Below are 21,192 nucleotides of genomic sequence, written 5' to 3'. Positions count from 1 at the left end.
ACTGTACAAAAACGCGCCTGTGGATTCCGAAATCGGGACAATTTCAAGATCGCCGTATATTTCCATTGTGGCGGGCTTGACCTTTATCCGACTTCAGCGACCCACAGGAAAGTCTGATGAATCAAAAATACAAACAATGATCTATCCGTAGTCAGGCAATCGCAACAAGAGCAATAAAACAGCAGGTCTGCTGGCGCTAAAATTGGGCATCGCGTGTCGTCGATGGCTTAAATGGACGGCAAGTCGGGTCTATATGTCTGCCTGATTTAGATGGCCGCCTGTTCAACTGACCGCCGTCACAACAGGTCAGGTAGTATTTCAGTGAGCAACGATGGTCGATATATCCAGTTCAGCCCCGGTTTTAGTAATTGTTTCATCGATGCTTACATCCGGTGCCAATTCAATTAATTTCAAACCGGAGTCGGTAACATCGAGAACACCAAGGTCGGTAATGATTCGGTTCACTACGCCCACACCCGTTAAGGGCAAATCGCAGACCTTGAGAATCTTGTGCTGATCGTTCCTGGCCACGTGCTCCATCAACACGACAACGCGACCAACACCTGCAACCAGATCCATGGCTCCACCCATGCCCTTGACCATTTTCCCAGGGATCATCCAGTTTGCCAGGTCGCCAGACTGGCTCACCTGCATCGCGCCCAGAATGGCCAGATTGATTTTCCCGCCGCGAATCATGCCGAATGAATCAGCGGAGCTAAAAAAAGACGAGCCAGGCAACGTCGTCACCGTCTGTTTGCCTGCGTTAATTAAATCGGCATCGACGTTCTCAGGTAAAGGAAACGGACCTATCCCCAGCAACCCATTCTCCGATTGCAACCACACATCCATACCGGCTGGCACGTAGTTCGCCACAAGCGTAGGCAAACCAATGCCCAGATTGACGTAGTATCCATCCTGCAGCTCTTTTGCTGCGCGCGCAGCCATTTCGTCGCGGGTCCATGCCATTGCTGTTCTCACTCTCTTTAATCAGGTTTTACGGGGCAGTGGTGACTGTCCGCTGTTCAATGCGTTTTTCGGGTGTCGCGTTAACAATAATCCGATGGACATAGATTGCCGGCGTATGAATTTCATCCGGATCGAGTTCGCCGATTTCCACAATCTGCTCCACTTCAGCAATCGTGATTTTTCCGGCCATCGCAACGTTGGGGTTAAAATTCCTGGCCGTTTTCCGATAAATCAGATTGCCGGCGCGGTCGGCCTTGTATGCCTTTACTAATGCGACATCGGGCACCAGTGCCAGCTCCATCAGGTAAGTCTGCCCATTAAATTGTCGTGTCTCTTTTCCCTCGGCCACCAGCGTGCCAACACCGGTTTTGGTGAAGAAGGCCGGGATGCCCGCTCCGCCGGCGCGCAGTTTCTCAGCCAGAGTGCCTTGTGGGGTAAATTCCAGGATTAACTCTCCCGACAGATACTGACGTTCAAATTCTTTGTTTTCACCGACGTACGACGCAATCATTTTTTTGATCTGACGCGTATCAAGCAGTTTGCCCAGTCCTACACCATCCAATCCGGCATTGTTAGAAATGACCGTCAAATTTTGTGCACCTGAATCGCGTAATGCATCAATCAGCGCTTCAGGGATTCCGCATACGCCAAAGCCGCCTACGGCAATGGTCTGGTTATTCTTAATGATGTCCTGCAGTGCCTGGCGTGAATCTGGATAGAGTTTATTCATGATCTTTGGAATTTAGGAACCTGTTGTTAAGCGTCGCGGGCTTCCCTGCTTTGTATTGGGAAACCCACCTTTAGGATTGAGTCGTATGCTGTTTGACTGAACAATAAAAATCTGATCATCGTCAATGTTCCAGATGCCGGCCAGACTCTGGTCGGAAAAATCCAGATCAGGTATGCGCAGCACGGGCACTGTCGTGGCAATCAGATTGTTCGCAATCTGGCACGCTGCCGTGACGATAATGTCCGGCCCACGCAAAATGAATCCGGCTGGCCCGACGCCGGCGCACAACATTTCCAGTAGTGCTCCGGTTCCGGCGGTACTGCCCTTGACGCCTGGCAGTACCACGATCCGGCCTGCCAGCAGCTTACCGACTTGAGGATGATAGCGATCTATAATGCGGCCGGTGCTGATATCGGTGCCACCCCAAAAACTTAGCGCTTCGGTCAACACCAGCAGTTCACCCTGGGCTTTGCCGTTGAGAATAACTTCTGAGTGATTCATGGTTACTCAGTTCCAGAACGGATCAGTGCCGATTTCTACACCGGAAAACAGCAATTCAATAGCGCGATCAATTCGCGCAAACGCCACCGGTTTGCCAAGTTGCGAACCGCCGTAATAGGCCCACTTGAACGACGGTGTGACGATGCCTCCGCCGGTTTCGCCAATCAGGTTGCCGTAGTAGGTACATGTGTCGCGGATAAACTCCACTCCAAGTGCTTCCATGCGACTGATCAGGCCGGCGTGGCTCGCCGCCTCATGGACGTATCGTCCCAATGAAACAATGATCCGTTTGTTTGGAGGTAACTTGCGGTTTTGAATGTAGTTCTCAAGTTTATGGAGTTCATTGAGTGAGGCGTGTGGAGTACCCATGCACAGGGTGTCAGGAATGAAATGGGCGTCTCTGTTCAGTTTGCTCAAGGCGTCAGTGATCATCGCTTTGCTTATCTTGCGAACAGGTAGTTGATTCAGATGGCAGTCGAGCAAGCCGTTGCGCGATTCCGCGGTAACGCCTTCCCAATGGAACAGATCGAGATTGCCGGCACTGGCTGCGGCGGCGCCGATCGAGCGCAAGTGGTCAGTGTCAATCTCGGCGGGCCCACCAGTGATGATCGGCACACCGGTTTTGCATTCACTACCAAGAATTGAACCGAGCAGCTGAAAAAAGGCGTCGCTTTGAAACCAGACTTCTGGAATTTCGGCGACGTCAAAACGGAGAGCGGGAATGCGGTTTGCATCGGCATACCGTCCGAACGCAGGAATTCGACCGGTTAGCGCGGCAGACAAATCCAGATATTGCATGGTCATGTTGGTGCGGGCACCCAACACCGAGTTGGCAAAAACAACGGCATTGGATTCGGCCCAGGCAATGTTCTCACCCAATTTCGGTGGATCTGGCAAATAGTAGGGAGCGCAGGTCAGCGTTGGTTGACAACCGATCTGTTCGAGCAGGCTAACCAGTTCGTAGTTCTGGTCATAGTCTGTCGCTCGTGGACACCTGCCTTGTTTGCCCTCGATCATGTCTGCTGCGGAGGCATTCATCGTCGTCGGAATCGCCACTCTGGCTCCGGAATTTGCCAGTTGCCTGATCAAATCGAGATTGGCTGGCCCGCTGTGGTAACAACCGACCAGATGTGCTCTGGAAACCGGCACATAGCTTTGCACATTCATCGCAATGGCCACCTTGGCCTGCAGATTTTCGGCCCACTCCAGGTAGTTCATGCTGACCTCTTTTTATTGTAATGACAGTCCATGCTCATTCTGCACCGAGATCTTTGTCTGATTCATAAAGAGGCCGCGCCAGAGTCAAACAGGTTTCCAGATTCGGTGCGACCATCGAACCGGACGTGACGCCCAGTTGCATGATATTGCCAGCTCTTGTGTCAAAGCGCGGCCATGCAATCAGATCGCCACCATTCGGATTGCCAGTGCGCGCAAAATTAGTCCAGTATGCAATCATTTCTCTGGTTAGCTTAATGTCGCTTGCGTCGGTGGGCAACCATGCGTCGTGCGTGTCAAAGACATACGGGATCTCGGCGCCGTGGTAACTGCCAAGGGCAAGGCCGCCATCACCATTGCGCACTTTTGTAAAGTGATAGACCCAGGCATGGTGCGCACTGTTTACTGCTCGTGCCATCAGATACGCCGGACAGACCATGTTCGCAAAGGTATAGGCCTTGTCATGACCATGGCGTATATCGGATTCCCTGGCGGCGATTGATCTGAGTGCCTGGCGGGATTCTGGAGGCATGCTCGCGATGTCATTCTCGAACGATGCCTCAGTTGGATCCAGGTACATGTACCATTCGTCTTCGTTAGAACCAATCAGCAAGTCATGGCGAATGCCATGCTCACGGTATCTTGCGGCCGTAAACTGACTTATTACCGTTCCGTCAACTACCGGTCTGAACAGTCCCGTTGAGGCCGATTCTCCGGCATGATCCAACAGGGTTGCCGCCGGAATCTCGCGCAGCGCTTTGATCGCCAGATCGCCTGACAGGGGCGCAAAAAATTGGTGGCTGTCGTCGTTCGCCGTGTGGGCCGAATAGTGATCAAACATCTGGAAGCCGCCACTCTGGCTGATGGCACGCCGGAATAGAGGTGCGGCAACCGGGGAGCTGAGCAGGTAGCCGATATTGGATGCGCCCGCTGATTCGCCAAACAGCGTGACGTTTTTACGATCCCCACCGAATCCAGAGATATTTTTCTGTATCCATTTGAGAGCGGCAATCTGGTCGAGCAACGCGAAAGTAGCCGATGGATCTTTTTGATCCAGACCAGGCGGGCGGAGGAAGCCAAATACATTTAACCGGTAGGCCACTGAAACGACAATCACCCGTCCTTCGGCCGCCAGATTCGCACCCTGATAATTCGGTTCAAAGCTGTAGCCGTCCCGATTGCCACCACCATGAATCCACACCATCACCGGAAGCTTTTCACCTTTTTGTAGCGATGGCACCCAAATATTGAGGTAGAGACAATCCTCACTGATTTGCGGCTCCGTAAAGCCAATATCGCTAGCGTCGAAAGCCTTGGCAATAGCGCGATACCAGTCAGTATTGGACTTGCCCTGATAGCACGCCGGCGCAAAATGGTCAGCGTGAATAATTGTCTTTCCGGGCATGGTCGGTTCAGGCGGAGCCCAGCGCATTGGACCGACGGGCGGCTTTGCGAATGGAATCCCCCTGAATACGCCCATACCCGGATGAGATGCGGCGGCAGTGCCCTGTATCAAGCTATGCTCGATTGCCACGGTTGGAGCTGGCTCGCCTGCACTGGCACTGCATGGCCAGTCCAGGCTCGCCATCATTCCGAGGCTAAGCAATGCGTATGTCAGTCGTTTTTTCATCAGAACCTGTATGAAATTTTAAGGCCGATCGTACGAGGGCGGTTGACCGTTGTCCAGGTATCCCAGGCAGCTGTACTTCGGGCCAGTTCTGCTCGCTTGTTCAGGGCATTGTTGACATAAAAATCTGCTGACCAGGCATTGTGCATCACTCCGGTACCCAGATTCAATTGCCCATACGCGTCCATTTCCCGTCTGCCGTCAGGGCCAGGTGTGCCGAGCGTTGGAGTCTGATAAACGAATACATCGTTATACCGTTTTCCGGTTTCAGCATAGGTCATCTGGAAGTAACCTTCAAAGTCCTCTGCAATTTCGTAGCTATTTCTGCTCGACAGGTTATATTTGACTTTGGGCGCATAAGGCAATGGCGTACCTGAGGGTGCCACGCTATAGCCTGCAGTTGCACTGCCTACCACCAGGTCTTGCGACAGTCTGGCGTTGTTCAAATCCAGTCCGGCTGATAAATTCCATTTCCTGACCGGTCTCCATGCCAGCGATGTTTCGAAACCGGTGATCCGTGCCTTGGTCAAATTGACCGTCAAGCCGAGCGGCGCCCCCCAGGCAGATTCGTAGCGCGACAACTGCATATTCTTCCAGTCCATCATGTAAAACGCGCCGTCGAACTGAAGCTTGCGACTCAACGACAACTTCCATCCAGCTTCATAGTTGTTCATTTGGTCCGGCTTGTACGTCTGAGCGACAACGGACGTGGCAACACGATTTATGCCACCGGGGCGGTAGCCCTGTGACCACAGTGCGTAGTAATTCTGGTTGGCATCAGGTTGATAGCTAAGGTTGGCCTTCATCGTATTGCCGTTGTCGGATACGGATGAATTCACTGGAACGACAGGGCTATAGGCGAACAGCCCGTATCCCGAATATCCGGCCAGGGAGCTCGTTTCATGGAAGTATCGGCCACCCAGAGTGGCAGTCCATTCAGGCTGGAATTTGTAACGCACTTCACCAAAGGCGGCCCATTGTTTGTCGAGGCGTGACTGATTGGTTTCGTACCATAAATTGGATGGGCCGAGCAGGGACATATCTGGCCCGCCAGTTGCAGAACCTGGTTCAATCCACTGCTCCAGATAATCATGGCGCAACGATTCGGAATACAGGCCGGCTACATATTGAACATCGCCTTTCAGTTTTGACTGTAGCCGAAGCTCATCAGTCTGTCTGCGGTAATGGTCATTGGTTGTGAAATAGATGCCAAGATTGGAGCAGGGATGCGTTGCCAGTGCATAGTAATCACAGCTGGCTCCGCCAATAAACGATGACAGACCTGGATTGGCTTTGAAATCCGAATATTCGGAATAATCGGAAGCGGTGTTGACCTTGCGTTGCGAGAACGACGCGGTAAACAATAAATCTGCAAAACCAAGATCGCCATCAAAGCCCACGTGCTCTTGATTGTAGGTGTCGTCAGTTGAATTGGGGAAGAAGCTTTGAACCTGATATGCCGACAATTTCGCATTGGGATTGTTCACATCATCAGACCAGACTCCGCTGGTTTTTTGATTCTGATTGATCCAGCCGGCATTGAAGGACCAGTCTGAGTTAATTCTGTATTTAAACGAAATGCGACCACCTCGCGTATCTTCGGTATTGAAATCCTTCTTGACCAGGGTGGCGTTACTGACACTGACTTGCGAAGTCGGTGTTGCTGTTCCCGCCGCACTGCCTTGATAGAGCTGGTAATTGCGGTTGCCCAAAACGTTGTCGATGAATCCGCCGTCGTGAATGTCATAGACAACCAGGCGCACGGCAGCATCCTCGCCCAAAGGAATATTGAGAAAGCTTTCCAGACTGCCGCTGGCCGCTCCATTGTTGGTCGAATAACCACCTGCATCTACGCCGCCTTCAAGCGTGTGCAATACCGGCTGATGCGTAATCATGCGCAATGTGCCACCTTCGCTGCTGGCTCCGAACAGGGTACTCTGCGGACCCGGAAGTGCTTCAACCCGATCAAGATCATAGACGTGCAGATCGAGATTGCGACCAATCGCTGTCACCGGAGTTTCGTCAAGATACACCGCCACGGTTGGTGAGGATCCTGACGGATTGCCGTCACCGCCGTCGACTGCGCCGCGCATATAAATTTGCGACTGGCCAGGCCCATATGATTGAAATGACACGCTGGGTAACAGTTGGACAACATCTTCAAAATTAGTCAGATGTAATTCCTCGAGTTTTTCTCCTGAAATGGCCTCTACGGTGGCCGGTACATCTTGAGCGCGCTCCTTGAATTTTCGGGCGGTTACGACCACGGTTTGCAAATCATCAGGTGATGTCGAGTTCACTGCAGCTGCGCTCGGATAAGTAGTGGCCTGTGGATCCGCATTAGCCAGTGCAGTACCGATTTGTATGAGTGAAAGTGCAACGGCCGACATACCCGGGAGGCCGAAAATTGTTTTGATTGCATGGTGCAGTGGCGAACGGGCAGGCAAACCTGATCGTTGATGAGTGTTGTTTTTAAACCCAACTGCAGATGGTTTGTAATGTGCTGTCATGAATGTCTCCAAATTATTTTTCTAATTAAGTCGAGTCATCAGCCCACGTTGCGTCAGACTCGCCAGTCGAAGATTAGCCTTCGACAATTTGTTTGTTCGAGCCTATTATGTTCAAGCGAGTATTTTCTGAACAACGATTTTACTCAATGCCAGTCATTATGAAATGGAATGTTGCGGTGCAAGGTTGTTTATAATCGCCCCACGCTTCTATAATAATGTCCCGCTTTCCACATCCCCCAAATTGATTATGAAACTACGCAACCTTGATCTGGATCTGTTACGCACATTCTGCAAAATTATCGATACGGGCGGATTTACTGCGGCGTCGGATCACCTGCATATAACGCAGTCAACAGTCAGTGTGCACATGGCCAGACTTGAAGAATTTGTGGGATACCGACTTATCGACCGACAGCGCGGTGCCGTTATTCTCACCGAGCATGGTGAGGTGTTGCTCAGTTACGCCCGGCGTATTCTGGCGATCAACGATGAAACCATTTTCAGAATGTCTGACTTTGAAATTAAAGGCATGTTGCGACTTGGGGTAGTTGAATACCTGGCACCACATCGGGTGCCGGCGATTCTGTCGAGGCTGCGCGCGACGTTTCCGAAACTTGACCTCAGACTGAAAATTGATCTGAGCGGCTCGCTGTTGCGCGAACTCGAAGAGGGTAAGCTCGATGTTGTTATTGCGGCCCGTTCCGAGGCGAATCAGGGCGGCGTCAATTTGTTGGAGGAGCAGCTTTTTTGGGCGGCCCACCATGACTTTCGGTTAGAAGCGGATAAACCTTTGCCGCTGGCTTTGCTTCCTCCGCCCTGCTTCTATCGCGAAGCGGCCATCAGCGCATTGAACTCCATCGGCAGAAGCTGGGTGGGGGCCGTAACGACGATGAATGTAGGCGGAGTTCAGGCTGCCGTCAGTGCAGGTCTGGCCGTTGGTGTGCTCAGTCAAAGTTCGCTGTTGCCCAATATCCGCCGAATGGGAGAGACCGAAGGATTTCCGGCGCTGCCCAAATTTAATATCGCCTTATTTACCGGTCAGGGCGATGTTTCGCTGGACGTCAAACCTATCGTTGAATTTATCATGGCCGAAATTTCCAATCTGAGCGTGTAGCCAATGTCGGTCCTTGGCTGCGCGCCATTCCAATCTTACCAATGACAGACTTTAAACAACTGAACGATCTTGTGCAGTCAGGCGCAGTCGCAGCTGCAGTGGCCTTAATGGAAAAGATCGACCGTTCGTCAATGGATGAGCGAACCTGCCTCCTTCTTGCAGACTGTTATTCCCAACTTGGTCAGGTCAACTTGGCCAGGGAACTGCGTCATGTGGCGATTGACATCAGTCAGAAGGGTCTCATCCTGAAACAGGCGGGCCATGCACTGCTCGAAGAGAATTTCCCGGCGGCGGAGTCCTTGCTGCGAGAGCGACTTCGCGAAAATTCGCATGACGTTGAGGCGGCGCGCATGTTGGCCGAATTGGCGATTGCGACAGGCTCACTTGAAGAAGGTCTGCGCATACTTGAGCGTTGTCTGAACATGGCGCCGGAGTTTCATCATGCCCGTTTGAACTATGCCGATGTACTGTGCAAGCTGGAATATTATGAGCTGGCTCTGGCAGAAATCGATGCGCTTGAAAAAATCGCGCCAGGCGATATAGCGCATCGAGTCATTAAAGCAGCCACTTTTGTGCGCATGGGGCGTTATTCAGACGCCCGGCAAATTTATTCTGAGTTGAATCAGTTACGCCCGAACGATGCAGGTTTGTGGAACAGCACCGGTCATACGGTCAAAACTCTGGGCAAGGCTGATGAGTCGATTGCGGCATACAGAAAGGCCATTGAAGCGGATTCTTCTGATGGGCGCGCATACTGGAATCTGGCGAACATGAAGACGTACCGATTTGCGGGGAATGAAATTGAATCGATGAAAAAGCAGCTTGAATCTGGTTTGCGGAAAGACGATGAAGCGCATCTTTGTTTTGCATTGGGCAAAGCCCTGGAGGATGCCAGTCAGTTCAATGAATCCTTCGCGTGGTATCAGCGCGGAAATGCACTGATCCGATCTGGTCAGTACTATGATAGTGGCGATGTTGCCGAACTGGTGGATCGCCTGATCAAATTTTTTTCTGGCGATCAGATTCGACTTCCGGCTGACTTTGCGTCGACACAATGTGCTCCCATTTTTATCGTTGGATTGCCCAGATCAGGTTCCACATTGGTAGAGCAGATTCTGTCTGCACATTCGCAGATTGATGGCACCAAAGAACTTCCATTTATACCTGCTCTGGTGCGTGAGTTTGGCATGGTGCGCTTCGGCGGTCGGCAGACCAGCTATCCGGAGTCATTGTCAGAACTGTCGACGTCGACCTTGCTGGATCTGGGTGCCAAATATATCCGGAGGGCTGCGCCGCTGCGTGCCCAGGCGCCATTCTTCATCGACAAACTGCCCAATAACTTTCTGCACATTGGCCTGATTAAACGCATCCTGCCCGCAGCTCGCATCATTGATGTGCGCAGAGATCCGATGAGTTCATGTTTCAGTTGCTACAAGCAGCTGTTTGCGAGTGGTCAGGCATTCAGTTATTCGCTCACTGATCTGGGACGCTACTACCGCGATTATGAAAGACTGATGGCGCACTGGGATGTATGTTATCCCGGACAGATTCACAGGGTGGTCTATGAGCAGTTGGTGGACAATTTTGATCATGAAGTCGCCAGACTGATTCAGTACTGCGGTCTACCCTATGAATTGGCATGTCGCGACTTCTACAAATCAAATCGGCCCGTAGCAACACCGAGCGCCGAGCAGGTCAGGCAGCCTATTAACCGCAAGGGTATGAGCGCCTGGAAACCCTATGAACAACACCTTGGCGAACTGCGCCAGGCGCTTGTGCTGCGCTGAATCCGCCACGCAGTGCAGCATTCCATCGGTTTGATCCCCTGACTTTTCTGGTGTTGCCATGGGATGAGCACGACCAGTTTTTAACCTTGCGCTGCACCATGTGATTTCGTGATGACGCCAATCAGGCAACTTCATTGGCACTTGAAAATCACATCCCCGATAATGACTTCCGCCAGCCAACTGCAATCAGACAAAGTAGTCCGTTCTAAAAGATCGACTGGCAAAGACTTCCGAAGTGACAGAACGAATCGCACTTGCATCCGCGTGATGTGAGTCAGTCCATTCATCGGGGCCATGTGCTCTGTTCAATAAAACACAAGGAGACATCATGCAATCCAGTAATCGATTTCATTCACTCATTAAAAAATATGTCATCGGTGTCGCAGCAGCAGGGGCGATCTGCGCTGCACATTTTTCGGCTGCAGCTGCCACGGTCACTTACCCGAGCGTCCAATGGGCCAAGGGTTCCAGTTATTCATCGACCTCGGTGTTTAATGCCACGTCAAATACCGGGTATTTTTCTGATTGGGTGGCATCGCCCAATCAAATTTTTCAGGTTGATCTGGCACGCATGACCAGCACGTCCAGTTTGACGGTTACCGGGCCGACGTATTTGAATGCGGTAGCCTACAATCCCGGCAAAAACACAGCTGTCTACGGCGGATATTATTCAAATCAATTTGCTTTTGTGAATCTGGCCAATTTTACTCAGACCGGTACGCTGACCTTAAACGCGTCATTGAATTTCCCAGGCACGTATAGCGAAGCCTATGATCCGACTACCCAGATGGCGTATTTTGGAAGCAATGCCGGCAAGGCCACCGTCAAAGGGCAGATCATTAAAATTGATACGTCTAAGTCTGCCTTTGTGTCCTCCATTCCTTTACTTGCGGGAGAGGCGGTCGTTAACTTCCTGATGATTGATCCCGGTCGTCAGATGTTGTACGCCGGCATCGTGACCGGTACAACCAAAAGCGGCACCAGTCGTCTGGTCAGCATCAACCTGGTAACCGGAGCGCGCGTATCCAGTCTGAGTATCCCGACGACCTATATTGATTGGGGCTTAATCGATACCGGCAACAACATTGCCTATGTCACGTCATACGGCACTGCGACAACGTTGTACAAAATTGATCTGGGCAGTCTGTCAATCGTTGCGTCCACAGCGCTGACTTCGCCGGTAATCTCAGGTGGAGTCATTGATCTGATTCATAACCTTGCGTTCTTTGGCAGTTCCAACAATAGCTGCAATGTCTCCACCGTCGATCTGACGACGTTCAGGGAAACCGGAACTATCTCGATGGCGTGCAGCCCGTTTGCCAGAGGTGATACCAGTCAGGGGATTTATACCCAGTTTATCGACACCACCAATCGCTTTGTTTACTGGGGCGTTGATACCTCTCCCGGCAGTGTCATCCGCATGCCTTATTAGTAAGACTTGCCGCTCACAGGCACACAGTATCTGTGTGAATTGGTCTGGCTATTGTGGTTCATAATGGTGTCGATTTGAATTGATCGTTTCACCCAAAACTGTTCGCGTGGCATCATTCGTCAACAGAATTTACAAATCAAAATCAGCTCAGGAGACAGAAATGAACATGACGGCCAATCTAGCCGGTAGAAGGGCATTGGTGACCGGTGCGGCGTCCGGAATTGGATATGCAACCGCTGAGATGCTGGCGCGTTGCGGCGCAACGGTTGCATTGAATGACCTGGCTACCAATCCGGCGCTTGAACCTGCAGTGCAAAAGCTAACATCCCAGGGACTGAAGGTCATTGCCGCTCCGGGCAACGTTGGTGATCCCGATGACGTTATCCGCATGATGAATGCTGCAGTCAATGCAATCGGTGGGCTCGACTATCTGATCAATAATGCGGCAACGCCAGGAACCCGGTTGAGCATTCCACCTGCCGATATGGACATACAGGGCGAGGTATTCTGGGACAAGCTGCTTGACGTGAATTTGCTTGGACCTTATCGATGCATTCGTGCCGCAAAAAAATATCTGAAGCTCTCTGGTGGCGCAGTAGTTAATGTGGCCTCTACCGCCGCGTTCGGTGGCGGTGGCAGCAGTACAGCTTACGCAACGACCAAGGCCGGGTTGGTGCTGATGACGCGCGAACTGGCCAAGGGGCTCGGACCGGAAATTCGCGTCAACGCCATCGCTCCGGGCTGGGTGACCGGAACCAACTGGGACTGTAGTTGGGCGCCGGAAGAAGCCGCCGCTGCGGCGAAAGCCTTGCCGTTAGGGCGAGTTGGCGAACCTGGTGATTTTGCCGAGGTGATTTTGTTTCTGTGCGCTTCCGGCGGTTATATCACTGGCCAGACGATCATTGTCGATGGCGGCTTATTGGCCTAGGGGATATCCATGAAGCAAAGCAAACCCATTAATCTCGGCATTCTCGCTGCACCGTGCTGGATGGAGCCTACCGGTGATGAAATTCGCGTTCGTCATCCTGAAGAGGTCAGAATTGCCCAAACCATTATGGGGCCGATTGATTTCGATTACAGCTTTCCCATGGTGCGTCGCTCTGAGGCAGGTATCACCGCTGCGGCGAAACTGCTCGCCGCAGCTGGCAGTGAACTCATCCTCCAGGTTGGCCCCGCCTTTACCTATCAGATCGGGCAGACGATGCAGGGCGTGCGTGAATTCAGTGCCAGACTCACTCAGGCCTGTGGCGTCAAAGTCATTCTGAATGGTGTCGCGGTACTGGATCTTCTGGCATCAAATCAGGCGCGAAAAATCGCCATTGCGTGTCCGTACTATAACGAGGAATGGAAAGCCGAATATCGCCAGTTTTTTACGCATAACGAATTTGAAATCATCACCATGCAAAGTATGCTTGACCAGGGAAGTTTCAAAAGCCAGGCCGAAATCGACGCCAGGCAATGGAATTTCAGTGCAGCCGAAATCAGTAGCAGCGTTTACCGGACTGCTGAAGCGGCCCCGCAAGCCGAGGCCATTATTGTCACTGGTGCCGGCGCAAGAACACTGAGCTGGATTCGCGATGCACAGCAAAAAATTGGCAAGCCGGTTATTTCTGCGGACTATGCGTTGTATCACGCGTTTGCGGTGGCTACCGGATTAACTCCGCGCCTGTAAAAAACATTCTAAAGGGAGAAAAAAATGAAAGCAGCCTGGTTCGAACGATTCGGTTCGGCTAACGACGTAATTCGCATGGGCGAGATTGATAGGCCTTCAGTTGGGCACGGCGAGGTGTTGGTACGCCTCTATGCCTCAGGAACTAATCCTTCTGATACCAAAAAGCGCGCAGGCGCCTTCCCCGACCTGCTCGCTGGCGGCATGATCATTCCCAACAGTGACGGTGCCGGTGTGATTGAAGCGGTTGGTCCAGGAGTGATGCATTCCCGAATAGGTGAGCGTGTCTGGGTATATCAGGCTCAATACGGTCGACGTTTTGGAACGGCAGCAGAATACGTGGCCATTGATGGAAAGCGCGCAGCACCTCTTCCTGGGAATGTGGATTTTTCGGTTGGCGCCTGCATGGGAATTCCCGCCATGACAGCACACCGCTGTGTTCATGCGGACGGACCTGTCCAGGGGCAATTGGTTCTTGTAACCGGGGGTGCCGGACGTGTCGGCTATTACGCCATTCAATGGGCGAAACTGGCTGGCGCTATGGTCATTGCCACGGCCAGTAATGATGCGACCCGAAACGATTGCCTGGCCGCCGGAGCGGATTATGTGATCAGTCACCGTGAACCAGAATGGCACAAGGCGTTGCTGGCGGTGACTGACGGTCGTAAGGTAGATCGTGTCATCGATGTTGATTTTGGTGCCAACCTGTCCTCCGTACTGGAAGTGATTCGTATTGGCGGCACGGTTGCCACTTACTCATCGTCAGCCGCAGAACCGGCCCTGCCGTTCCGGAAAATGATGTTTATGGATATGACACTCAGAATGGTGATTGTTTACGCCATGCCGGAGTCAGCCAAAGAACATGCTATCAACGATATTGGAGACGCACTGGCGCATGGTCTGTTGACACACAGAATTGCACAGCGATATCCTCTAGAACATTTTGCTGAATCGAATAATGCGATTGAAAAAGGCGGCCTTAACGGCTGTGTGGTTGTCGAAATTAACTAGTTAACGGTCCCGGATTGCAAAATATTCAATGGAAAATAATTTTAAACGATCGATCGATACTGCCATATTTATTCCGGCCGCGTTGATTTTGCTTGCCGTGTCCGTGCCGATTCTGGTGTGGCCGGAAATGGCCGGGCAACAGATCGCAGGTATGTACGATTGGATCACCGAAAATCTGGGACTACTGTACCAGTGGGGCGTCATTGGTGCTCTGCTGTTTCTGTCCTGGGTGGCATTTGGCCGGCATGGAAGCATTCGCCTTGGAAGTGATAGTCAGAAGCCGGAATTTGGCAACTATGCCTGGATCTCCATGCTGTTTTGTGCCGGGGTTGGTGCAGGACTGATTTACTGGGCGACGATCGAATGGTCGCATTATATAGAGCATCCGCCCATGGATGCCGTGCCAGGAAGTGAAGAAGGCCGCCTGCTTGCCGTCAGCTATGGCATGTTCCACTGGGGCCCGCTGGCCTGGGCCATTTATGCGCTTCCTACTGTGGCGATCTCTTATCAATACTATGTGCGCGGCGCGAGCAGTTTGCGTCTGAGTACCGGATGTCACGGCCTGATTTCACATCCTGGCCGTGCAAAACTGCTGGCCAGAATTATTGACAGCCTGTTCGTGATTTCTCTGCTGGCAGGCGCTGGCACGTCAATTGGTTTGTCCATTCCGATGATATCTGCATCGATTGCGGACTCGGTTGGCGCCACCAGATCGCTCACCATGGATATCGCGGTGGTGTGCACCTGCATCGGTCTGCTTTCCATTGCTGCCTATTCCGGTCTTTCCAAAGGTATTTCAAAACTGGCGTCATTCAATGTTGGCCTCGCGTTTGTGTTTTTGATGTTTATCCTGTTGACTGGACCAACCAAATTCATTTTGCGACAAGGCACGGAAAGTCTGGGTTTCATGCTGCAAAATTCCTTGCGCATGCTGACCTACACCGATGCGGTCAAGCGCAGCGGTTTCGTCGAAAACTGGACGATTTTTTATTGGGCGTGGTGGATCGCCTATGGCCCGATAGTCGGCATTTTTGTCACCCGAATTTCCCGAGGCCGTACCTTGCGCGATCTGATTCTTGGCATGGCAGTGTTTGGCAGTCTGGGCGCCTGGATTTTTTATATTATTCTGGGTAACTATGCCTATTACGTCGATATGCATCACCTGGTACCGGTGCGTCAGATTGTTCATGATGCCAGCACCGGGCAGGCTATTTCGGCAGTAATGGGATCGCTGCCATTCGGTAATGTGATGCGCGGCGTATTTGCACTGATTGCCATCATCTTTATCGCTGCCACCTACAATTCCAAAGCCTACGCACTGGCGGCCTGCACATCGGTGGAGCTCAGTGTCGGTGAAGATCCCAGTCGGTGGAATCGTGTGTTCTGGGCGGTTGCACTTGGGTTGCTGCCCATTGCACTGATACTGGTCAATGGCGGTATTAAGATCGCTATGTCAGCGGTACTTGTCGCCAGTCTGCCCTTGTTGTTCCTGTCTGGAATGATGGTATACAACCTGCTGAAAACCTTTCCGCAAAAACTGCCTGGCGCCTGATTCTGTTCAGACTCTGGCGTATTCTGTTTTTGTATAGTTAATCGCTTCTTATTCATATTTCGTGCAAGTGAGCCCGGTTTAAGATTTGCCCATTGGATCCTCATTTCCGTGTTGGTCAATCTTTTGAGAATATGATGAAAATAACCAGGCTCACTACCTACCGCATTCCGCCACGCTGGATGCTTCTTAAAATCGAGACGGATGCCGGCGTTACCGGCTGGGGCGAACCCGTCATCGAAGGCCGCGCCAAAACAGTGGAGGCTGCGGTCCATGAACTGTCGTCCTTCCTGATCGGTCAGGACCCGGCGCGCATCAATGATCTCTGGCAAGCCATGTACCGTGGTGGATTTTATCGCGGTGGCCCCATACTCATGAGCGCCATTGCCGGTGTTGATCAGGCCCTCTGGGATATCAAGGGAAAAGTGCACAATGTGCCGGTCTATCAGTTGCTCGGCGGGCTGGTCCGTGATCGCATGAAAACCTATAGCTGGGTCGGCGGTGACCGACCTGCTGATGTGATCGCCGGCATTCGTCGTTTGCGTGAAGCCGGATTCGATACGTTCAAGATGAACGGCACAGAAGAATTCGGCATGATCGCCAGTGCGAAAGATGTGGATGCTGCGGTGGAACGCATTGCGGAAATACGCAGTGCGTTCGGCAATCAGATTGAATTCGGCATTGATTTCCATGGCCGGGTCGCCGCGCCAATGGCAAAGGTGCTGCTGCGCGAACTGGAGCAGTACCGTCCCTTGTTTGTTGAAGAACCGGTGCTGGCCGAACAGTGTGAATATTACCCGCAACTTGCCCAGAGCACCTCTATTCCGCTTGCCGCCGGTGAGCGCATGTATTCACGATTTGATTTCAAACGCGTTTTCCAGCAAGGGGGCATCGCCATCGTGCAGCCCGACCTGTCGCATGCCGGCGGCATTTCCGAATGTATTCGCATCGCTTCCATGGCTGAGGCACACGACGTCGCACTGGCACCGCATTGTCCGCTCGGACCGGTTGCGCTGGCCGCCTGCCTGCAGGTCGATTTTGTGTCACACAACGCGGTGCTGCAGGAACAAAGCATGGGAATTCATTACAACAAGGGTGCTGAATTACTCGACTATGTGGTCAATCGCGACGACTTCACTATTGTCGGTGGCTATATCGCGCCGTTACCCAAACCCGGGCTTGGCGTTGTGATCGATGAGCAACGGGTAGAGGAGGCCAGCCGGAACGCGCCTGACTGGCGCAATCCGCTGTGGCGGCACCAGGATGGCAGTGTGGCCGAATGGTGACCATGAAAAAACACAACGATGCAGCGCAGTTGATCGGCATTGACTGGGGCAGCACTGGATTGCGCGTGTTTCTGATAGGCGCACAGGGCAGCGTGCTACAGACCCGCTCATCGCAGCAGGGCGCCTTGCAGCTAAGGGGTAGTGATGCCTATGCCAGAGTGTTGCGTGAACTCGCTGGTGACTGGCTTGACTATCGTGATCACAGAGGGCGCAGTTTGCCATTGCTTGCCTCTGGCATGGTTGGTTCACAACATGGCTGGCGCACCGCACCTTATGTCGCCTGTCCGAGTAATGCAGGCGAGCTGGCCCAGAGTCTGATGCCGATTGACGATACGGCGCCATGGATTTGTCCCGGCCTGATCGTGCAGACACCGGGTTTGCCGCCAGATGTCATGCGCGGCGAGGAAACCCAGATTGTCGGTGCGCTCGAGCTGCATCCGGAACTGGCCGCGGCGGCCTGCCTGATCCTGCCGGGAACGCATTCAAAGTGGGTCAATGTGCAGCATGCACAAATCCTTGATTTCGCCACGCACATGACAGGTGAATTATTTGCGGTACTGTCACGTCATTCGGTGTTGGGTTTTCTGATCCCGGCAGAGCCGGAACCGGTCAGGTTGAGTATGGCGGCATTTGATAAAGGTGTTGATACCGCGCGGGATCATCATCATTCTGGTCTGAGCCACCAGCTTTTTTCCGTCAGGACACTGGGGTTGACTGGGGCGATGAGTGCCGACAGTCTGGCTGACTACCTTTCCGGCCTGCTGATAGGTCATGAACTGCTTGCCGGACTGGCATGGCGAAGTGAGGCCGGTCTGGATGCAGCACCGCTGGTGCTGATCGGCGCAACTGAACTGTGCGCGATGTATCGCCAGGCATTGACACGTTTGGCGGCACCGGTACCACTGGTATTGCATAACACGGCCCCGCACGGTTTGTGGAAACTGGCCACACAGGCCGGACTGATCAATACGTCAATTTCACTGGCCGGTCAATCATGAATTCAGTCGATTTTTCACATTTCAAACTTGCCTGCGACAGACTGCCGCTCATTGCCATTCTGCGCGGCATACACCCTCATGAAGCCGAGGGTGTAGCGCTGACCCTGTACGAGCAGGGATTCCGAATAATTGAAGTACCCCTCAATTCGCCGGATGCATTGAACTCGTTGGCCCGAATCAGGAAGTGCCTGCCGAACGATGCGGTGCTCGGTGCCGGTACGGTTCTTCACAGCAGTTCGGTACAGCAGATTGCACAGGCTGGCGGCAGCCTGATCGTCATGCCCCACAACGATCCGGATGTCATTCGTTGTGCCAGGCAAGCTGGAATGCTGTGCCTGGCTGGTGCCGCTACGCCAGCGGAGATATTCAGTGCCATTGCTGCCGGAGCCCACGCCGTAAAACTGTTTCCGGCCGAACTGGTGACGCCGGCAGTACTGAATGCAGTGCGCGCGGTGCTGCCACCTGACTTGCTGTTATTTCCGGTAGGTGGAATAACACCGTCGCGCATGGCCGAGTATCAACGTAACGGCGCCTCGGGCTTTGGCTTGGGTGGCGCACTGTATAAGCCCGGCATGTCGCTCGCCCAGGTCACCGAGCGTGCGCGTGAATTTGTAGCCGCATGGTGTGCGCTGCAAGCGCAGTAACAGCTATGCTGAAATGACATAGCTGGTGCGACGGAATGCATTTGTTGGACATGCACAGAGTCGTTAAGATGCCTGACATCGCACTTTCTGACTGAGCAGATTTTTATGCCTGAGATACCTGTTTTTGATAACGGCCACGAGATGGAATTACAGTTTAAACATAATTCGCTGCTCGGCGAGGGTTTGGTCTGGCACGCGGCGACCGCGCGGTGGTGGTGGACCGATATCGAATCGTCCGCGTTGCACAGCTGGTCGGCAAAGGGTAATGCACTGCACAGTTTCAGATTGCCTGATCGGGCCGGTTCTTTTGTGCATTGCCAGTCGGGAGCGATTCTGATCGGTTTCACGAAGCGCCTGGCATTTGCGCGCACCAGCCGGCAGCGCCAGCAGCGCGAAGCCGACGCTCAGTTGCAGCTGCAGATTCAAACAGCATGTGCTGTCGATCCGACTGAAAGTCGCACCCGCATCAACGATGGCCGCTGCGACCGGCGCGGATTCTATGTGTTTGGGACGATGAATGAAGCCACAGAAAAGCGCGCGATCGGCAGTTTTTATCAGTATTCGCAACAGCACGGTTTGCGTCGCCTGGCCTTGCCGGCAGTGGCCATCGCCAACAGTATCTGCTTCAGTGTTGACGGCCGCACCATGTATTTTTCAGACACCTTAACGCGCCGCATCATGCAGTGTGACTATGACTCTGAGAGCGCGCAGGTCGACAATATCCGTCTGTTTGCAACGCTATCCGAAACCGGCGCGTATCCGGACGGAGCGGTGATCGACAGTGACGGCTGCCTTTGGAATGCGCAGTGGGGTGCGGCCAGTGTGCAGCGTTATTCGCCGCTAGGTGAGTTGATGCAGCGATGGCAGGTGCCGGCCAAAAATCCAACCTGTCCGGCATTTGGCGAGCTGTCGTTGCGTAATCTGCTGGTCACGAGTTCGCGCCAGGAAATGTCGCCACAGGAGAACGCGGCGATGCCTGACGCAGGCAGTCTGTTCGGAATCGCATTACCGGATGTTGTGGGTGTACCTGAAACCTTGTTTGACGACAGCCATTGATTCAGTTGTGCCCCGCCCTTTGGGGTTGTACCAATAAAAACTACCAGGAGATAAACATGCATCAACTTTTTTCACTCATTCGGGGCCTCGCGCTGCAGCTGCGCACACTATTGCTGTGCTGCTGCATGGCGACGCTGATCCCATTTGTCGGGCACGCCGCCGAGCCGGTAAAAATCGGATTTTTAGTCAAACAGGCCGAAGAGCCGTGGTTTCAGGATGAATGGCGTTTTGCCGAACAGGCAGCAAAAGACAAAGGTTTTACGCTGGTGAAAATCGGCATTCCCAATGGCGAAAAAATGATGGCGGCAATCGATAACCTTGCTGCGCAACAGGCCCAGGGTTTTGTCATTTGCGCGCCCGATGTCAAGCTTGGTGCGGCAGTAGAGCGCGCTGCCAGACGCTACAACATGAAAGTTATATCGGTCGACGATCAACTGCTCGACGGCGCAGGAAAAGCGGTGGCCTCCATTCCGCATATGGGTATCTCTGGCTTTGAAATCGGCAGGCAGGTTGGGCAGGGACTGGCTAATGAAATGAAATCGCGTGGTTGGAATCCGGCAGAAGTGGGCGCGATGCGGGTTGCTTTCGATCAGTTGCCAACGGCGCGTGACAGGACCATGGGAGCCGTCGCTGCCCTGAAGGATGCAGGCTTTCCAGTGACGAATATATTCGATGCAGCACAGGCTAAGACCGATACGGAAAGTGCGTTCAATGCAGCCAATATCCTGCTGACTAAACAGGCCGGCATGAAACACTGGCTGGTATTTGGTCTGAACGATGAAGCCGTGCTGGGAGCCATTCGTGCAGCAGAAGGGCACAATCTCGGCAACGACAATGTGATCGGTATCGGAATTGGTGGAAGTAAAACCGCGCTCAATGAATTTGCCAAACCGAAACTGACCGGATTTTTTGCCACGGTACTGATCAGCCCGAAGCGCCATGGCTATGAAACATCGGCCAACCTGTATCAGTGGATCAGCGCTAATCAGGTGCCGCCTGCGATCATTGTTACCAGTGGCGTATTGATGACCCGAATAAACCAGCAAGTAGTGCGTGCTGAAAATGGTCTGTAACAGGCAACTCCCTAAACTATATTT

General features: G+C 52.8%; 18 protein-coding genes. 12 read left to right on the top strand and 6 right to left on the bottom strand.

Going from position 1 to position 21,192, the window contains the following annotated elements:
* Positions 1-318 precede the first annotated feature (318 nt).
* The 6 genes from E2I14_RS18250 to E2I14_RS18225 are packed head-to-tail and all read right to left on the bottom strand — an operon-like array spanning position 319 to position 7,549.
* Positions 319-966, bottom strand: a complete 648-nt coding sequence (locus E2I14_RS18250; protein WP_133331214.1) for a 3-oxoacid CoA-transferase subunit B — start codon at positions 964-966, stop codon at positions 319-321.
* Positions 967-994: 28 nt separating this feature from the next.
* Positions 995-1,696: a CoA transferase subunit A gene (locus E2I14_RS18245; protein WP_133331212.1), complete on the bottom strand. Its 702-nt coding sequence runs from the start codon at positions 1,694-1,696 to the stop codon at positions 995-997.
* Between the two features lie 12 nt (positions 1,697-1,708).
* Complete coding sequence (locus tag E2I14_RS18240; RefSeq protein WP_133331210.1) at positions 1,709-2,197, bottom strand: aconitase X swivel domain-containing protein; 489 nt, start codon at positions 2,195-2,197, stop codon at positions 1,709-1,711.
* Positions 2,198-2,203: 6 nt separating this feature from the next.
* Positions 2,204-3,415: an aconitase X gene (locus E2I14_RS18235; RefSeq protein WP_133331208.1), complete on the bottom strand. Its 1,212-nt coding sequence runs from the start codon at positions 3,413-3,415 to the stop codon at positions 2,204-2,206.
* 34 nt (positions 3,416-3,449) lie between these two features.
* Complete coding sequence (locus tag E2I14_RS18230) at positions 3,450-5,042, bottom strand: carboxylesterase/lipase family protein (RefSeq protein WP_133331206.1); 1,593 nt, start codon at positions 5,040-5,042, stop codon at positions 3,450-3,452.
* Entirely contained in the window at positions 5,042-7,549 is a 2,508-nt protein-coding gene (locus E2I14_RS18225) for a TonB-dependent receptor (RefSeq protein ID WP_133331204.1), read from the bottom strand. The genes E2I14_RS18230 and E2I14_RS18225 overlap by 1 nt, the downstream gene beginning before the upstream one ends.
* A gap of 247 nt (positions 7,550-7,796) precedes the next feature.
* Here E2I14_RS18225 and E2I14_RS18220 point away from each other — a divergent pair, with 247 nt between their 5' ends.
* The 12 genes from E2I14_RS18220 (at position 7,797) to E2I14_RS18165 (ending at position 21,168) form a co-directional block, all read left to right on the top strand.
* Positions 7,797-8,663, top strand: coding sequence for a LysR family transcriptional regulator (locus tag E2I14_RS18220; protein WP_165967894.1), 867 nt, complete (start codon positions 7,797-7,799; stop codon positions 8,661-8,663).
* A 41-nt stretch (positions 8,664-8,704) separates the two neighbouring features.
* A complete protein-coding gene (locus tag E2I14_RS18215) occupies positions 8,705-10,450 on the top strand; it encodes a tetratricopeptide repeat-containing sulfotransferase family protein (RefSeq protein ID WP_133331200.1) in 1,746 nt (581 codons plus the stop codon).
* Between the two features lie 328 nt (positions 10,451-10,778).
* Positions 10,779-11,882 carry a hypothetical protein gene (locus E2I14_RS18210; RefSeq protein WP_133331198.1) on the top strand — a complete coding sequence of 368 codons (1,104 nt, stop codon included), beginning with the start codon at positions 10,779-10,781 and terminating at the stop codon, positions 11,880-11,882.
* A 160-nt stretch (positions 11,883-12,042) separates the two neighbouring features.
* Positions 12,043-12,810 carry an SDR family NAD(P)-dependent oxidoreductase gene (locus E2I14_RS18205; RefSeq protein ID WP_206105681.1) on the top strand — a complete coding sequence of 256 codons (768 nt, stop codon included), beginning with the start codon at positions 12,043-12,045 and terminating at the stop codon, positions 12,808-12,810.
* 9 nt (positions 12,811-12,819) lie between these two features.
* Positions 12,820-13,554: an aspartate racemase/maleate isomerase family protein gene (locus E2I14_RS19395; protein WP_165967893.1), complete on the top strand. Its 735-nt coding sequence runs from the start codon at positions 12,820-12,822 to the stop codon at positions 13,552-13,554.
* A 24-nt stretch (positions 13,555-13,578) separates the two neighbouring features.
* Complete coding sequence (locus E2I14_RS18195) at positions 13,579-14,562, top strand: NADPH:quinone reductase (RefSeq protein WP_133331196.1); 984 nt, start codon at positions 13,579-13,581, stop codon at positions 14,560-14,562.
* Between the two features lie 28 nt (positions 14,563-14,590).
* Entirely contained in the window at positions 14,591-16,114 is a 1,524-nt protein-coding gene (locus tag E2I14_RS18190) for a BCCT family transporter (RefSeq protein ID WP_133331194.1), read from the top strand.
* 134 nt (positions 16,115-16,248) lie between these two features.
* The gene (gene dgoD, locus E2I14_RS18185) at positions 16,249-17,397 is read left to right on the top strand and encodes a galactonate dehydratase (protein WP_133331220.1); all 1,149 of its coding nucleotides are present in this window, start codon (positions 16,249-16,251) and stop codon (positions 17,395-17,397) included.
* Positions 17,398-17,399: 2 nt separating this feature from the next.
* Complete coding sequence (locus E2I14_RS18180; protein ID WP_206105680.1) at positions 17,400-18,395, top strand: 2-dehydro-3-deoxygalactonokinase; 996 nt, start codon at positions 17,400-17,402, stop codon at positions 18,393-18,395.
* Positions 18,392-19,039: a 2-dehydro-3-deoxy-6-phosphogalactonate aldolase gene (locus tag E2I14_RS18175; protein WP_133331192.1), complete on the top strand. Its 648-nt coding sequence runs from the start codon at positions 18,392-18,394 to the stop codon at positions 19,037-19,039. Before E2I14_RS18180 ends, E2I14_RS18175 begins: the two co-directional genes overlap by 4 nt.
* 105 nt (positions 19,040-19,144) lie before the next feature.
* Positions 19,145-20,095 carry an SMP-30/gluconolactonase/LRE family protein gene (locus tag E2I14_RS18170; RefSeq protein WP_133331190.1) on the top strand — a complete coding sequence of 317 codons (951 nt, stop codon included), beginning with the start codon at positions 19,145-19,147 and terminating at the stop codon, positions 20,093-20,095.
* Between the two features lie 125 nt (positions 20,096-20,220).
* On the top strand, positions 20,221-21,168 hold the full coding sequence (locus tag E2I14_RS18165) for an arabinose ABC transporter substrate-binding protein (protein ID WP_133331216.1): 948 nt from the start codon (positions 20,221-20,223) through the stop codon (positions 21,166-21,168).
* Positions 21,169-21,192 lie beyond the last annotated feature (24 nt).

This window comes from Sapientia aquatica, from assembly GCF_004358105.1.
Taxonomy (GTDB): domain Bacteria; phylum Pseudomonadota; class Gammaproteobacteria; order Burkholderiales; family Burkholderiaceae_D; genus Solimicrobium; species Solimicrobium aquaticum.
The sequence above is the reverse complement of the archived record's forward strand: the minus strand, read 5'-3'. Positions and strand labels throughout refer to the sequence as shown.